Origin of the sequence: Larsenimonas salina (genome assembly GCF_023736155.1) — a bacterium.
Lineage (GTDB): Bacteria > Pseudomonadota > Gammaproteobacteria > Pseudomonadales > Halomonadaceae > Larsenimonas > Larsenimonas salina.
The window spans coordinates 281041-296432 of the sequence record NZ_JAMLJJ010000002.1; the positions used below are offsets into that span (position 1 = coordinate 281041).

Below are 15392 nucleotides of genomic sequence, written 5' to 3' on the forward strand. Positions count from 1 at the left end.
GCATTTGTTGTCCTCTGATGAAAAGCGCGCCTGTTGGGCGCGTTTTTCGGGAGTGCACTCGCGGAATGAGATTGTTAGACTTGGCCTCGTTTCGAACGCCGAGCTTTCTCTTGTCCGACAACCGAAAGGCAGACTTCGATGCTCTCGACATCTTCCAGTAAAGCGACAGGGCAGATCGTTCCGCCCTAGCATCGCATCCCACCTCCTGGGGTAACTCCCGGAACAAGCGCGCCCGCGCTTGTCACTCCTGGCGCATGCCCATGAGTGACGTGACCGATTACGCATAAAACGACAATGTTGCTTTAACAGGCTGTACCGGCTCACCGGTGACGCGCGCGTTAGACACGTGTCGACTTCAACTATAAAGACGTGGAAAGAACAAATGATTGGCTCATTAAGGCAGCACTGGTTTTCTAATGTGCGCAACGATGTCCTCTCCGGACTAGTCGTGGCGCTTGCACTGATTCCCGAAGCGATCGCATTTTCGATCATCGCAGGGGTCGACCCTGCCGTGGGGCTTTATGCCTCGTTCTCTATGGCGTTCGTCATTTCGCTGGCCGGCGGCCGGCCGGCCATGATTTCCGCCGCAACCGGTGCCATGGCGCTGGTCATCACCAGCCTGGTTAAGGACCATGGCCTGGATTATCTCTTAGCGGCAACGATTCTGACCGGTCTGATCCAGATCGTGTTCGGGTACATGAAGCTCGGGCGCTGGATGCGCTTCGTGCCGCGCTCGGTGGTGACCGGGTTCGTCAACGCGCTCGCCATCATGATCTTCATGGCGCAGCTGCCGGAGCTTTTCGGTCAGCCTGATGCGGTCTGGTGGATCTGCGCTGGTGGCCTTGCGATCATTTACCTCTTTCCCTATGTGCCGGTCATCGGCAAGGCCATTCCCTCGCCGATGGTATGCATCGTGGTGATGACGGCGGTAGCGCTGATGTTCGGCATTGAGGCCAACGAGAGCTTTCGAACGGTCGGGCGTTTGGGCGAGTTGCCTGACAGCCTGCCGACCTTTCTGATGCCGGATGTGCCGTTCACCCTCGACACCCTCATGATTATCCTGCCGTACTCGCTTTCGCTTGCGGTGGTGGGCCTGATGGAGTCGATGATGACGGCCACCATCGTTGACGACCTGACCGATACCGACAGTGACAAGAACAAGGAGTGCCGCGGTCAGGGCATCGCCAACGTCGCGACCGGCTTCATCGGCGGCATGGCCGGGTGCGGCATGATCGGCCAGACCGTGATCAACGTGAAATCCGGCGGGCGTACTCGGCTGTCGACCATGGTGGCCGGTGTCGGGCTTTTGATCATGGTTGTTTTTCTTGGCGACTGGGTGGCGCTCATTCCGATGTCGGCGCTGGCTGCGGTCATGATCATGGTGTCGATCGGTACCTTTGACTGGGGCTCGATCCGGGAGCTGCCCAAGAAACCGATGACCACCAACATTGTCATGCTCGCGACTGTGGCGGTCGTGCTTTATACCCACAACCTCGCCATTGGTGTGGTGACCGGTACGCTAATCGCGGCGATTTTCTTCGCCAACAAGATCGCACACTACCTGCACATCACCTCCACCCTCGATGAGGGCGGTGAAACGCGGCATTACGACGTGCGCGGTCAGGTTTTCTTTGCCTCGACTGAAGCGTTTACCAACGCGTTCGACTTTAAGGAATCGCTGGCCCATGTTCATATTGACGTAAGCCATGCGCATTTCTGGGACATCACGGCCGTGGACGCGCTTGACCGCGTTGTCCTCAAGTTTCGGCGAGAAGGCTGCGAGGTCGAGGTGCATGGCCTCAACGAGGCCAGCCAGACCCTGGTCGACCGCCACGGGGTGCACGACAAGCCCGACGCGCTCGATAAGCCGATTGAACACTGAAGTGAGGAGAACAAGCGATGAGTGAACGTATTCTGGCCTGTATCGATGCGTCCCGGTTCGGCGAGCTGGTCTGTGACTACGCCAGCTGGGCGAGTCACGCACTCGGCGCACCGTTGACCTTTCTCCATGTGCTGGATCGAAAGCTCTACCCGGAAGAAGCCGACCGTTCCGGTAACATCGGCTTTGGCACCCGCGAGCATATGCTCGAAAGCATGGTGTCGCTCGATCAGGAGCGGGCGCGCATCGCGCGGGAAAACGGCAAGCTGATGCTCAAGGCCGCGTCGGCGCGGGCGTCCGAGGATGGTGTCGATACCGCTGAATCGCTGCAGCGCCATGGCGACCTGGTCTCGACCCTTGAAGACCTCGAGGGCAGCGTGCGGCTGTTCGTGGTCGGCAAGCGCGGTGAAACCGCCCACGGCGCCAGCGGCCACCTGGGCTCGAACCTGGAGCGGGTGCTGCGATCGGTGCACAAGCCTGTATTGATTGCTGCCGGCGAGGCGTTCAAGGCGCCTGAGCGGGTATTGTTCGCCTTCGATAACAGCGCCTCGACCCGCAAGGGCATCGAGCGCCTGGCGGCCAGCCCGCTGTTTCGGGGCACCACGGTGCACGCAGTGGCGGTCGGCAGTGACTCAGACGCCTCGCGCAAGGGCTTGCCCTGGGTGGAAGGCGTTTTGAGTGACGCAGGCATTGACACGGTCTGCGCGGTGCGCGACGGCGACGATGTGGAAAGCGTGCTGTATGACTACATCGAGGAAAACGACATCGATATGACGGTCATGGGGGCGTATGGGCATTCGCGCATTCGTCACCTGCTGGTCGGAAGCACCACGACCGCGATGATTCAGCGCACCAGGATTCCGCTGCTGGTTCTTCGCTGAGCGCTGACCGCTCAGTATTAAAAACGCGCGCCAATCAAGGCGCGCGTTTTTTATGCAAGGATTACGCGTTTGGGTCGACCAGATAGCGGCCCGACGTAGTGCCTTCGAGCATCGACTGGGCTGTCTCTTCGAGGGCGTCGAATCCGAGCACGCCAGCTTGCATCGGCCCGAATGCGCGGGCATCGAGCCCGGCCAGACGCTGCCACGCTTTTTGGCGTTGCTCAAAAGGCGCGCGGACGCTGTCGATGCCCAGCAGCGAGACACCGCGGAGGATGAACGGCGCCACCGACGTATCGAGATCCATGCCGCCGGCCAGTCCAACCGCGGCGACGTTGCCATGATCGTGCGTGCGTGAGAGAAGCGCCGCCAGCACGGAGCTTCCAACCGTATCCACGCCGCCTGCGTAACTGGCCTTGTCGAGTGGACGAAGCTTTTCGGTGAAGGCGTGGCGATCGACAATCTCGGAAGCTCCGAGCGCCTTGAGGTGATCGGCCTGATCCGGTTTTCCGGTCAGCGCATGTACCTCGAATCCGGCTGCAGCCAACAGCGTGATGGCCCACTGACCCACCCCGCCGGTCGCGCCCGTGACCAGTAGCGGCCCGGCCGAAGGGGGCTGCTTGAGCGTTTCGAGCTTCATCAGTGCAAGCATGGCGGTGAACCCGGCGGTGCCGGCGGTCATGGCGTCCTTCGCGGCCAGACTGTCCGGGCAGAGCACGAGGGTATCGGCGTCAAAGCATTGGCGGGTGGTGTAGCCGCCATCGTGTTGCTCGCCCACGCCCCAGCCGGTCATGATCACGCGATCGCCTGCGCGGTAGCGCTCATCCCGGGAATCTGCCACGACGCCTGCGGCGTCCACGCCCGGCGTCAGCGGGTAGTGTCGAATGATCTTGCCCTGGCCGGTCAACGCCAGCGCGTCCTTGTAGTTCAGCGCGGAGTACTCGATGTCGACGGTGGCCTGGCCCTGGCCGGGCACCGGGTCCTCGATGTGCTCGATCCTCACTCGCGGCGCGGTGTCGAAGACTCTTACTGCCTGTGCCATGACTCCTCCTGTGTGGGTGGCTTGCCAACCACCATAGTCTATTGCTGTGAGGCTCTGCTAGGATTAGCGCAGCGAGTAGCCGTCGCTCGGGCAGCTACAGCGTTTTCTCCTTGATTTCGATGATTCCTGCTATGCCTTCGATGAAACCCCAGCACACCGGGTTCAGCCGGTTGTTGCATTCGACACGCTACTCCCTTCAGGGCCTTCTAGCTGGCTGGCGGCATGAGGCTGCTCTGCGCCTTGAGCTGGTGCTGCTGGTCGTGTTGTTTCCCATCAGCTTCTGGCTCGCCGACACTCTGATGCAGTGGATGATGCTGATGATGAGCGCGCTGTTCGTGATTTCGGTGGAGCTTTTGAATTCGGCCATTGAGGCGGTGGTGGACCGTATCGGGCTTGAAAAGAATGAGCTTTCCGGTCGGGCCAAGGACTTCGGCTCCGCCGCTGTGTTGACCGCCTCGCTCATGGCGGCAACCGTTTGGGGCGGGCTGTTTCTGATGCGCTTTGGTGTGCTTTGACACACGCTCTGGGCGCTTTTGGACCCGCGCCTTGGACGTTTGATGGCAAGCGCCATAAAGGGATGACGTACACGCGCGGCTTGAGACTTTCGTGATCACCCCCATACTCTGATCAGGCGATGCCCGCTCGGGCCGCCCTGGTTCGTTTAAAGGAGGATGTCATGAGTGAAGTCAAGCTGGGCGATACCCCGGTCACGGTCGAGGGTCAGTTTCCACAAAAGGGTGACAAGGCCGCGGCATTCACGCTGACCGGTCAGAGCCTCGAAGACACGACGCTTGAGTCGTTCAAGGGCCAGCGCAAGGTCATTTCCATCATCCCAAGCGTGGATACCGGCGTCTGCGCGACATCCACCCGCCAGTTCAATCAGCAGGCCTCGAGTCTTGAAAACACCGTGGTGCTGGTGGTGTCCGCCGATCTTCCGTTCGCGGCGGCGCGTTTTTGCGGGGCCGAAGGGCTTGAAAACGTCAAGACGCTTTCCACGTTTCGCCATCCTGAATTCCAGACCGATTATGGCGTGCTGATCAAGGACAGCCCGATGAAGGGACTGTGCGCCCGCGCCGTTGTGGTGCTCGATGAAGACGATCAGGTGCTTTACAGCGAGCTGTGCCCGCAGATCAAGGCCGAACCCAACTACGATGCCGCGCTTTCCGCGCTCGCCTGACCGGCTCGAGCTGATCCGCTGGCAAAGGTGGTGTGATTGGCTACCCTTACATCACAGTCGGACCCATTTGTTCATGGAGGAAGTATGAGTATCAAGAAGTACGGTACCGCACATTGGGAAGGCAGCCTCAAGAAAGGCAAAGGCGTTGTATCCACCGAAAGTGGTGCCCTCAAGGAAAACCCCTACGGATTCAATACCCGCTTTGAAGACCAGCCGGGCACCAACCCTGAAGAACTGATTGGCGCTGCACACGCAAGCTGCTATTCCATGGCGCTTTCGATGATTCTGGGTGAAGCCTCGCTCGAACCCAAGCGCATCGACACCAAGGCAACCGTGACGCTTGAGCAGGACGACAGCGGTTTTACGGTCACCGCGATCCACCTGGAGACCGAAGCCGAGGTCCCCGGCGCCAGCCAGTCCGATTTCGACGACGCCACGCAAAAGGCCAAGGAAGGGTGCCCGATTTCCAAGCTCTTCAACGCAAAGATCACGTTGGACGCCAAACTGGCTTCCTGATCCTTGCAGCCTTTAAAAACGCCTCGCTCCTGCGGGGCGTTTTTTTATTCAGATACCGCCTCTTGCATGATAAAAAAGAGTCCGTTCGGTCACTTCATCATCTAACGAGGACGAAAGCCCATGATGTCTACCCCCGTCGAGCTTCGCCAGCAACTCGAGCACGCCGTTGACGAAATCATCGCTGGGCTTCCGTCCAAGGTGGACAGTTGGCTCGAGCCCGAGCGGCGAAAGCAGCTCAAGACGGTCGTGTTGGCGTCGCCGTTCGTGGGGCAGCTGATCGTTCGTGATGTCGAGATACTCACTCGGCTTTCCGAGCACGATGAATGGGCGGTCGAACCTTCCCGCGAGCACCTGAAGACACTGCTCGAGACGGCGCTTGACGCCGCCGAGGATGAAGTGGCGCTTTATGCAGCCCTTCGACGGTTTAGGCGCACCCGCATGGCAGGCATCATCTGGCGTGACCTCACCGGCCAGGCCGATGCCTGGGCCACCGCGCGCGCCGTAACGCTCCTTGCCGAACTGTGTCTTGACGGCGCCCTGACCTGGCTTGAAAACCACTACGCGCAACGGTGGGGTCGGCCTGCGCTGATGGACAACGGGGAGCGCACCCGACTGGTGGTGCTCGGGATGGGCAAGTTCGGTGCCGGTGAGCTCAATCTCTCCTCCGACATCGATCTGATTTTCGCATTCGAGCGTCGGGGCGTGACCGAGGGCGGGCGCCGGTCGCTCGATCATCAGGAATATTTCACGCGCATCGGTCAAAAGCTGATCGCCGCGCTCGATCAAATTACCGCCGATGGCTTCGTATTTCGGGTCGACATGCGGCTGCGCCCGCTCGGCGACGGCGGGCCGCTGGTCAATCCGTTCTCGACCACCACCAGTTATTATCAGGACCAGGGGCGCGAGTGGGAGCGCTTCGCGCTTCTGAAGGCGCGCCCCGTGGCCGGGGACCGCGCCGCCGGTGCGCGACTGCTCGATGAGCTCAAACCGTTTATGTACCGCAAGTACATCGATTTCGGGGCGATCGAATCGCTTCGCGAGATGAAGGGCTTAATCAACCGAGAAGTGCGCCGACGCGACATCGAGGACAACATCAAGCTCGGGCGGGGGGGTATTCGCGAAGTCGAGTTCGTGGTACAGGCCTTCCAGCTGATTCGAGGTGGGCGCGACCGCGAGCTGCAAACGCCGTCGCTCAAACAGGCGCTCGATGTTTTAAAACCGCTCGAGCTGCTGCCGGCCAGCGCCGTCGATGAGCTGCACGACGACTATGTCTTTCTGCGCGATCTCGAGCACGCGATTCAAGCCCAGTACGACCGCCAGACCCAGGCGTTGCCCGAGGAGGCGCTGGACCAGCTTCGGCTGGCGTATGCCATGGGCGAGCCGAGCTGGGCGGCGTTGTTTGATCGGCTTGAGCAAAGCCGCGCCCGCGTTCGGACTCATTTCGACGCCGTCGTGGCGGCACCCGATGAGGACGCCGACGCGCGAAGCGCCCTCGATCCGGCGCTTGAGCAGTGGCGCTCGTTGTGGGAGCAGAGCCTGTCAGACACCGAGGCGCTCGCCCTCATGGCGCGTCACGGCTTTGATGATGCCGAGCGTAGCCTGAACCGGCTGTATCGGCTCAAGCACGGCAAGTCGGTGATCAACATGCAGCGGGTCGGGTTCGAGCGCCTCGATGCACTGATGCCGATGTTGATTGCCGAAGTGGCCGCCACCGAGGCGCCCACGCGCACCTTGGAGCGGGTACTGCCCTTGATCGAGGCCGTGCTCAGACGCACCGCCTATCTGTCGCTCTTGCGCGAAAATCCCGATGCCCTGCGCCAGTTCGTTCGTCTTTGTGGCGCAAGCGCCTGGATCGCCGAGCAGATCGCGCGCTACCCGATGCTGCTTGATGAAATGCTGTCGCCAGCGCTTTTAGGCGTCAGCCCCAGCCGCGAAACACTGACCCATGAGCTTCGACAGGCGCTGGCGCGGATCCCCGACGACGATGACGAGGCGCTGATCGAGGCGCTAAGGCATTTTCGGCATGCCAAGGTGTTGCATGTGGCTGCCGGTGAAGTGGCCGGTGTGCACGACATCATGACCATCAGCGACAGCCTGACCATGATCGCCGAGGTAGTGCTCGAGGCGGTGCTCGGTATGGCCTGGCGCAGCCTGACGCACAAGCATGGCGTGCCCGAGGGGCATGAGCGTGGCCCGAAATTCTCCATTATCGGCTATGGCAAGCTGGGCGGCATCGAGCTTGGTTATGGCTCCGACCTGGATCTGGTGTTTCTGTTCGAGCCTTCGACCGCCTCACAAACGCCGGGGCCGCGTGCGATCGATGCGCCGGTGTTCTTCACCCGCCTCGGGCAGCGCATCATCCATCTGCTGACGGCCGTAACGCCGGCCGGCGTGCTGTACGAGGTGGACATGCGCCTGCGGCCCTCGGGTAATGCAGGGCTTCTGGTGTCGACGCTTGACGCCTTTGCCGATTATCAGCATCACCACGCCTGGACCTGGGAGCATCAGGCCCTGGTGCGCGCCCGGCCCGTGGCCGGTAATCAGGCGCTGGCCGAGCGCTTCGAGACGCTTCGCCGGGATGTGCTTTCAAAGGCGCGAGATGATGCGCGCCTCAAGCAGGAGGTGGTGGAAATGCGCGACAAGATGCGTGCGCATCTGGGCAGCGACGCGCAGGCGAGGGCATCGAGCCGATTCCACCTGAAGCAGGATCCGGGCGGGCTGGTGGATATCGAATTTCTCAATCAGTACATGGTGCTGGCCCATTCCCATGAAACCGGCGCGCTTTTGGCCTTTACCGATAACATCCGGCTGATCGAGACGCTTGAATCCAGCGGCCAGATGGCGCTTGCCGACGCCGACATGCTTCGAAACGCCTATCTCGCCTACCGCCGCGAAACGCATCGTATGGCGCTCAACAATGAAAAGAGCCTAACGGATGCGTCGATGTTCGACGCTGAGCGCGCAGGGGTCACGGCGGTATGGAAGCACTGGATGGGGCAGGATCTGGCCGCATCCGGCAGTGACACGCCAACTTAAGCCCTCCGCACAAAAAAGGCGCCGTCAGGCGCCTTTTCTTACAGATGTTGTAGCGTTCACTCTTGCTTGAGCTGGCGCTGATCGAAGCCGATGGGATGCGGCTGATTGCGCGTCTTGGCAAGCTCGATCTGTTTCTGGCGCTCGATGGCACGTTCCCGCGTTTTCTCAGGCAGCGCTTCCCAGCAGTGCGGACAGCTGATGCCGGGCAGGTAACGGTCACTTTGCATATCCTCGACGGAGACCGGGTGGCGGCAGGCGTGGCACTGCTCGAATTCCCCTTCGCTGAGGTCGTGCTTGACCGTGACGCGGTTGTCGAATACGAAACAATCGCCGTGCCATTTGGACTCTTCGCTTGGCACTTCCTCCAAGTACTTAAGGATGCCGCCTTTCAGGTGGTACACCTCTTCAAAGCCCTGACTCAGCATGTAGCTCGAGGCCTTTTCACAGCGAATCCCCCCCGTGCAGAACATCGCGACCTTCTTGTGTTTTTCCGGGTCATAGTGATTTTTCACGTACTCGGGAAATTCACGGAACGTCTTGGTCTTGGGGTCGACCGCGCCGTCGAAGGAGCCGATGGCCACTTCGTAGTCGTTGCGGGTGTCGATCACCAGCACCTCGGGGTCGCTGATCACGTCGTTCCACGCGTTGGGGTCGACGTAGGTGCCGACCTGACGGTTGGGGTCGATCTGCGGCACGCCCATGGTCACGATCTCTTTTTTGAGCTTGACCTTGGTGCGGTAGAACGGCTGCTCGTCGGCCGGCGATTCCTTGTGCTCGAGATCGCTCAGGCGCTCGTCGCGTTTCAACCAGGCAATCAGCGCATTGATGCCCTCGCGCGTGCCGGAAATAGTGCCGTTGATGCCTTCCTCGGCAAGCAACAGCGTGCCCTTGATGTCGTTTTCTGTCATGACCTCAAGCAGCGGGGCGCGAAGGTCCTGGTAATCGGGCAGCGTGACGAACTTGTAAAGCGCTGCCACCACGATGGGTGCATTCATGGAGCTCTCCAGTAGGTCATCCTCGCAAAGGATGGACCGGATAAAAGACGGCGCGTGATTGCTCACGCGTGGTTTTCGGGGCGCTAGTTTAGCGTTCGTGGCGGTTCAGGCAAGAGCGGCGGTGCTGCATTGTGTCGCGGGGCATTATTGAACCTTTTTGGAAAAGTGGTGTAGGTTTAAGGGAAAAGTTCATGCATTTCAAAAGGTTAATTTATGTCATTTTTTGAAGCCATCGGTATTGTCCTTGTGACCATCATCGGGATCTTCGGAGCGTTGGGGCTGCTCATGGCGTTGGTGTCGGCTCGCCCGGGCGCTCGGGCTCAGTCCCTGCTCAAGCGCGTTCAACGCAGGTTCATTAAATAAACGCACCGGTTTCAAGCCCGGTCAAGAGGTGAGGGACAGCTACGGCGAGCCGTTTTTGCACATGGCCGTTTATTCGCTGTCTCAGGCGCGTTATGTTGAGGTCTCATCGTGTCATCGGGCGTGCAACCACCACATCGACGACGCGAGTGTCACTTGCCACCGGGAGGCCTTTTCATGTTGAACACGCCGTATCTACTTTTCCTGGGCGATGCCCCTGATCCGCTGGCCGCAAAGGTCGCACAGGGCATTCGGGATTGGCGGCCAGACTACGCGCTTGGCCAGTTCCGGCTGGACGGCTGCCAGGCGGACATGAAACTGCCTGAATTGAGCATCGATGAGGCCGTCGAGCAGGGCGCGAAGACTCTGGTGATCGGCGTGGCCAATCGAGGCGGCGTCATTTCCGAGAGTTGGCTCGAGGTGCTCGAGTACGCGCTTTCCAAGGGGCTCGATATTGCCTCCGGTCTTCACAATCTTTTGACGGACGAGCCCCGGCTGACCAGGGCCGCTGAGACACATGGCCGGTCCCTGTTCGATGTGCGCGTACCCCAGCAGAGCTACCCCATCGGCGATGGCAAGACGCGCGCCGGCAAGCGGTGCCTGCCGGTGGGCACCGATTGTTCTGTCGGCAAGATGTACACGGCGCTTGCCCTGGATGCGGCCCTCAAGGCGCGCGGCGTGCCTTCCGATTTCAGGGCGACCGGGCAGACCGGCATCCTGATCACGGGTGAGGGAGTGCCGCTTGATGCGGTGGTCGCCGATTTCATGGCTGGTGCGGTCGAGTGGCTATCGCCGGCCAACGCCGAAGATCATTGGGACATCATCGAGGGGCAGGGTAGCCTGTACCACCCTTCGTTTTCCGGGGTGACAATGGCACTGATTCATGGGGGCCAGCCCGATGCGCTGGTGCTCTGCCATGAGCCGACCCGAACCCACATGCGCGGACTCCCTCACTATGAACTGCCAACCCTCGAGCAGCTTCGAGACACGGCTTTGCCGCTGGCGCAGATCGTCAATCCGGACTGCCGCGTCGTTGGCGTGTCCGTCAACACCGCGGCGTTTGATGACGATGAGGCGCGCTCTTATCTCGATGAGCTCGAGCAGCGGCTGGGGCTGCCGTGCATCGATCCGTTCCGACACGGCGCCGATCGGCTGGCGGAGGCGCTTTTGTCATGAAACTCGACGTCGAGGAAACGGTCTTTGCACTCGCCGACGCGTTCACCATTTCCAGAGGCTCTCGAACACAGGCGCGTACTGTCACGGTCACGCTTCATGATGAGACCGGCGCGCGCGGACAGGGCGAGTGCGTGCCGTATATGCGTTACGGCGAAACCGTTGAAAGCGTGATGGCAACGATCGAGAGTCTGCGTGACCGCCTCGCGGCCGGCATGACCCGAGAGGAGCTTCAAACGGCGCTTCAGGCCGGGGCCGCCCGAAATGCCCTTGATTGTGCGCTGTGGGATCTCGAGGCCAAGCGCGCAGGAACTTCCGTCTGGGCACTGGCTGGGCTGAGTTCGCCACCGGAGCCGGTGGTGTCGGCCTATACCCTATCGCTCGACGCGCCAAGCGCGATGCACGATAAAGCCGTGCGCCACGCCCACCGGCCGCTGCTCAAGTTGAAGCTTGGGGGCGAGGGCGATGAGGACATCGCGCGCCTTCGTGCCGTGCGGGCGGGCGCGCCCAACGCGCGCATCATCATCGATGCCAACGAAGGGTGGCGGGTCGAGGACTATCGGCTTTTGGCGCCTGTCATGGTGGCGCTTGGGGTCGAAATGGTCGAGCAGCCGCTGCCGGTCGATCAGGACGCCGCGCTTGAAACACTGACGCGTGACCTGCCTGTGTGCGCCGATGAGAGCTGCCATGACCGCTCGACGCTTGAAAGGCTTCGTGGTCGTTATGACATGATCAACATCAAGCTCGACAAGACCGGCGGCCTGACCGAGGCGCTTGCGCTCAAGCAGGCGGCCGAGGCGCTCGGGTTTCGCGTGATGGTCGGATGCATGGTGGGCTCGTCGCTTTCCATGGCGCCGGCGCTTCTGGTCGCGCAAGGGGCCGATGTCGTCGACCTCGACGCGCCCTTGCTTCTGTCCGAGGACCGGGCGCTGCCCATGCAATTTGACGACGCGGGCATTCATCCGGCATCGCCGGCACTTTGGGGCTAGTACAGCAAGGCGAGAAAACGATGACGCGTACGGTATACATCAACGGGCAGTATCTGCCTGAAGCGCAGGCCACGGTGTCCGTGTTCGATCGCGGGTTTTTGATGGCTGATGCCATCTACGAAGTCTGTGCGGTGCTGGAGGGCAAGTTGATCGATTGTCAGGGCCATTTTACCCGGCTCAGGCGGTCGATGGCCGAGCTTTCCATGAGCCTTGAACTAAGTGATGACGCGTTGCTCGAGATGCATCGCACGCTCATCGAGAAGAACGCGCTTGACGAGGGGTTGGTCTACCTGCAGCTGACGCGGGGCGTGGCCGACCGCGACTTCGCCTATCCGCCAGAAGGGACACCGCCGACGCTTGTGGCGTTCACCCAGGAAAAGGCCATTGTCGAGAGCGCGCTTGCAAAGCGCGGCGCGCGGGTCGCGACCCAGCCCGATCTGCGCTGGCATCGTCGTGACATAAAGACCACCCAGCTTCTGTATCCCTCCATGGCCAAGATGGCGGCGAAAGCCGCCGGCGCCGATGACGCCTGGCTGGTCGAAGAGGGGTACGTGACCGAAGGCTCCTCGAGCAACGCGTTTATTCTGACGCAGGACAACGTGCTGGTGACTCGGGAACTGTCAGCGGATTTATTACACGGCATCACACGCGCCGCCGTGCTCTCGCTTGCCGACGACGAGGGCCTTTTGATCGAACTTCGTGCCTTTACGCCGGATGAGGCCAAATCGGCTCGGGAGGCGTTCATGACCTCGGCCACCTCGATGGTGACGAGTGTCATAAGCGTTGATGGCCATTTGATCGGAAACGGCGCACCAGGGCCCGTGGCGGATAAGCTGCGAGCGCACTACCTCAAGCACAGTCGGGCGCATGCGATGTAGGCGGGCGCACGGGTGGGGATAAATGTCGAATAAAAAACGCCCGGAGCGTACTCTCCGGGCGTTTTCATCTGCGCTGAATGCCCAGGCAAGGCTTAGCGGCGCGTGTTGCTTGCCAGTTCCTGTTTGGTGTCCGGCTGGGTCAGGATCTGGTTCATGGGCGTGATGGTGTATTTGGCCCTCAACTCTTTCAAGGCCTTGGCGTAGTCCGGTTCTGAGAGCTTTCCGGTCGCGCGCTTGGTTTTCAGACGGGCTTCTTCCTTACGCTGCTGCTCCTGCAGGTAAGACCGTGTGGCCAGGTAGTTGGCAGATGTTGCCGCGTTATAACCGTTGGCCGGGTCCCACAGCATCGACAGAGGCCACAGTGCGGTGTTTAGTGCGGCCACGCCGTAATTGCCGGTATACCAGGAGCCGCCGCCCGGAAGCATGCCGAGAATGGCGCTTGAGTCCGGGTCCTTGACCACCTGGACCTGGCCGCGTTCCTTGTACATGGCGTATTCCTGCTGCTGTTGAGCGTTCAGGCCCGAGGCGCAGCCGGCCAGTGCCAGCGCAAGCAGGATAAGGGGGTAACGTACCCACCGTGAAATCGACTTCATCATGGCAAGTGTCTCAAAGCATCGTCAGGTCGAGGAAAAATGAAAGCGCAGACGCGTTCGAACGGGCGTATCAAATAAAGTGTTCATCTTAAGAGCTAAGCGGTCCGGGTGCCAGTCATGGGATGATGCGTTCAGTTAAACGTATTTGCCGGGCTTTGAATGGTGCGAAATGGCGTATCGAACGGCGTTAGTTCACAGAGATCATACTAAAGTCGAGATCATGCTTGATGGCCGATATCAGCTCCCACCCTGTAGGCTGACTTACGGCTTACCAATAAAACACTAGGGAACAAACGATGCCTTCAATAACAATGAAACTGAGCGCAGCCGCGCTTTTGGGCGCGCTGGCACTGGCGGGTTGCAGCGATGGCGGCGATGACAAGGCGTCGTCGCAGGCCTCGACCCAGAGCAAGCAACAGGGCGGCAATGACGGCGCGTCGACGGCGGCCGAGACGGTTAACCTCATCTTCGGAACCGGCGGCACCTCCGGCAGCTACTACCCCATCGGCGGCGCGCTCAAGACAATCTTCGAGCAGAGTGATCTGGTCGATAACGTGCAGGTTGTCTCGACCGGTGCCTCGGTTCAAAACATCAACAACATCAGCGATGGGCTCAACCAGATTGCGATCGTGATGAGCGATGTAGCCTTTGATGCGCTTAACGGTCAGGGGCAATTCGAGGGGCAGCCGGCGAAAATCAGCGCACTTGCTGGCCTTTACCCCAATGTCGTTCAGGTGGTGGCGACCGAGGAAAGTGGCATTTCATCGATCAAGGATCTGGCCGGCAAGCGCGTCGGCGTGGGCAAGGTGGGCTCGGGTGTTGAGCAAAGCGCGCTCAAGGTGCTTGAAGCAGCCGGGCTTTCCACCGAGGATCTCGGGCGCGTGAGTCATACGGGCTACGCCGACAGCGTCACCGAAATGAGCAACGGCAATCTCGATGCTGCCTTTTTCACCTCTGGCGTCCCTAACAGCAGCATTACCGGCTTGATGCAGTCTAACGACATCACGTTTGTACCGGTCGAGGGCGATACCGCCAAGAGCCTGCTCGAGAAGTACCCGTACTACGAAACTTTCACACTGCCGGCCAAGGCACCTGAGCGCTACAACCTCGATCAGGCGGTCAAGACGGTGGCCATTCGCAATCTGCTGATCGTGCCCGACAGCATGAACAACGATGTGGCCAAGGATCTTGCCAAGCGCTTCTACGAGTATCTTGGCACCGACAAGGTCTCGGTCGGGGCGCTCAAGCGTGTCGAGCGTGACACCATGAACCAGGATCTGGTTCTACCGGTACACTCGGGCGCGAAAGCGTTCTACGAAACTCTCTCTACGTCAAAGTGACCGAATGAGGCGCGTTGCGGTATCGGCTCTGGTTGTCGGCGCGCTGTCGCTGGCGGCCGGGGCCGTGCCTTTGCCGCTTCTGGTCGTTAACCACGACAACCTCCCTTACTACGCCTTCGTAATGCCGGAGCAGACAACGTTTCAGATGCGTTGGCGTCATTCAGTCGAAAAAGAGGTTTGGTATGAAACTTATCGGCGCGAGCACGCAGCACTCATGCTCGACCAGACCCGGTTCAAGACCTTTGGCGCCGGGGTGCCGTCGCAGGGGGGGACCCGTACCGAGCTGGTCGATGGGTTTGTCGTGATGCGCGGATTCTCGCGTCGCGTCGACCCACTCTGGATACAGGTTGCGCCTGATGAAACCTATGCCCTCGGGTGGGGCGGGGCGTGGTTTCCGTTTTACTTTCCAGAGCGTGCATCCCTGGTTCATATCACAGCAACCCGCGGCACTTTGATTCACTTCGCGCCATCACTGGTGCGCCCCTGGCTTCTAAAAATAAACAAAGCGCTGAACGTGTTTTCCTAGGAGATTTCTC

15 protein-coding genes are annotated in these 15392 nt (G+C 60.5%); 12 read left to right on the forward strand and 3 right to left on the reverse strand.

Annotation, left to right across the window (positions count from 1 at the left end; all coding sequences use genetic code 11):
- Nucleotides 1–382: 382 nt before the first annotated feature.
- Both NAT23_RS06540 and NAT23_RS06545 read left to right on the forward strand, forming a co-directional pair.
- Nucleotides 383–1882, forward strand: a complete 1500-nt coding sequence (locus NAT23_RS06540) for a SulP family inorganic anion transporter (RefSeq protein WP_251926574.1) — start codon at nucleotides 383–385, stop codon at nucleotides 1880–1882.
- Between the two features lie 17 nt (nucleotides 1883–1899).
- Entirely contained in the window at nucleotides 1900–2760 is an 861-nt protein-coding gene (locus tag NAT23_RS06545) for a universal stress protein (protein ID WP_251926576.1), read from the forward strand.
- A 61-nt stretch (nucleotides 2761–2821) separates the two neighbouring features.
- Here the strand turns inward: NAT23_RS06545 and NAT23_RS06550 are convergent, their stop codons facing one another.
- On the reverse strand, nucleotides 2822–3799 hold the full coding sequence (locus tag NAT23_RS06550; protein WP_251926578.1) for an acrylyl-CoA reductase family protein: 978 nt from the start codon (nucleotides 3797–3799) through the stop codon (nucleotides 2822–2824).
- A 131-nt stretch (nucleotides 3800–3930) separates the two neighbouring features.
- Between NAT23_RS06550 and NAT23_RS06555 the strand changes: the two genes are divergently transcribed.
- The 4 genes from NAT23_RS06555 to glnE all read left to right on the forward strand — a co-directional run bounded on the left by NAT23_RS06555 (nucleotide 3931) and on the right by glnE (nucleotide 8528).
- Entirely contained in the window at nucleotides 3931–4314 is a 384-nt protein-coding gene (locus NAT23_RS06555; RefSeq protein ID WP_350028318.1) for a diacylglycerol kinase, read from the forward strand.
- A 161-nt stretch (nucleotides 4315–4475) separates the two neighbouring features.
- On the forward strand, nucleotides 4476–4976 hold the full coding sequence (tpx, locus tag NAT23_RS06560) for a thiol peroxidase (protein ID WP_251926581.1): 501 nt from the start codon (nucleotides 4476–4478) through the stop codon (nucleotides 4974–4976).
- Between the two features lie 84 nt (nucleotides 4977–5060).
- Entirely contained in the window at nucleotides 5061–5492 is a 432-nt protein-coding gene (locus tag NAT23_RS06565) for an OsmC family protein (RefSeq protein ID WP_251926583.1), read from the forward strand.
- 120 nt (nucleotides 5493–5612) lie between these two features.
- Complete coding sequence (glnE, locus tag NAT23_RS06570) at nucleotides 5613–8528, forward strand: bifunctional [glutamate--ammonia ligase]-adenylyl-L-tyrosine phosphorylase/[glutamate--ammonia-ligase] adenylyltransferase (RefSeq protein WP_251926585.1); 2916 nt, start codon at nucleotides 5613–5615, stop codon at nucleotides 8526–8528.
- 56 nt (nucleotides 8529–8584) lie between these two features.
- Here glnE and trhO read toward each other — a convergent pair whose 3' ends face one another.
- Nucleotides 8585–9523, reverse strand: coding sequence for an oxygen-dependent tRNA uridine(34) hydroxylase TrhO (gene trhO, locus NAT23_RS06575; RefSeq protein WP_251926588.1), 939 nt, complete (start codon nucleotides 9521–9523; stop codon nucleotides 8585–8587).
- A 213-nt stretch (nucleotides 9524–9736) separates the two neighbouring features.
- On the opposite strand from trhO, the gene NAT23_RS06580 reads away from it, so the two are divergent.
- The 4 genes from NAT23_RS06580 to NAT23_RS06595 all read left to right on the forward strand — a co-directional run bounded on the left by NAT23_RS06580 (nucleotide 9737) and on the right by NAT23_RS06595 (nucleotide 12923).
- A complete protein-coding gene (locus tag NAT23_RS06580) occupies nucleotides 9737–9886 on the forward strand; it encodes a hypothetical protein (RefSeq protein WP_251926590.1) in 150 nt (49 codons plus the stop codon).
- Between the two features lie 174 nt (nucleotides 9887–10060).
- Entirely contained in the window at nucleotides 10061–11059 is a 999-nt protein-coding gene (gene dgcN / locus NAT23_RS06585) for an N-acetyltransferase DgcN (RefSeq protein ID WP_251926592.1), read from the forward strand.
- A complete protein-coding gene (dgcA, locus tag NAT23_RS06590) occupies nucleotides 11056–12045 on the forward strand; it encodes an N-acetyl-D-Glu racemase DgcA (RefSeq protein ID WP_251926593.1) in 990 nt (329 codons plus the stop codon). Before dgcN ends, dgcA begins: the two co-directional genes overlap by 4 nt.
- A gap of 20 nt (nucleotides 12046–12065) precedes the next feature.
- Nucleotides 12066–12923, forward strand: coding sequence for a D-amino-acid transaminase (locus tag NAT23_RS06595; RefSeq protein WP_251926594.1), 858 nt, complete (start codon nucleotides 12066–12068; stop codon nucleotides 12921–12923).
- Between the two features lie 92 nt (nucleotides 12924–13015).
- Here the strand turns inward: NAT23_RS06595 and NAT23_RS06600 are convergent, their stop codons facing one another.
- Nucleotides 13016–13519 (reverse strand): hypothetical protein, encoded by a 504-nt coding sequence (locus NAT23_RS06600; RefSeq protein WP_251926596.1) that lies wholly within the window; start codon nucleotides 13517–13519, stop codon nucleotides 13016–13018.
- Between the two features lie 293 nt (nucleotides 13520–13812).
- Between NAT23_RS06600 and NAT23_RS06605 the strand changes: the two genes are divergently transcribed.
- A complete protein-coding gene (locus tag NAT23_RS06605; RefSeq protein WP_251926599.1) occupies nucleotides 13813–14856 on the forward strand; it encodes a TAXI family TRAP transporter solute-binding subunit in 1044 nt (347 codons plus the stop codon).
- Nucleotides 14857–14860: 4 nt separating this feature from the next.
- On the forward strand, nucleotides 14861–15382 hold the full coding sequence (locus NAT23_RS06610) for a DUF1850 domain-containing protein (RefSeq protein ID WP_251926601.1): 522 nt from the start codon (nucleotides 14861–14863) through the stop codon (nucleotides 15380–15382).
- Nucleotides 15383–15392: the final 10 nt, after the last annotated feature.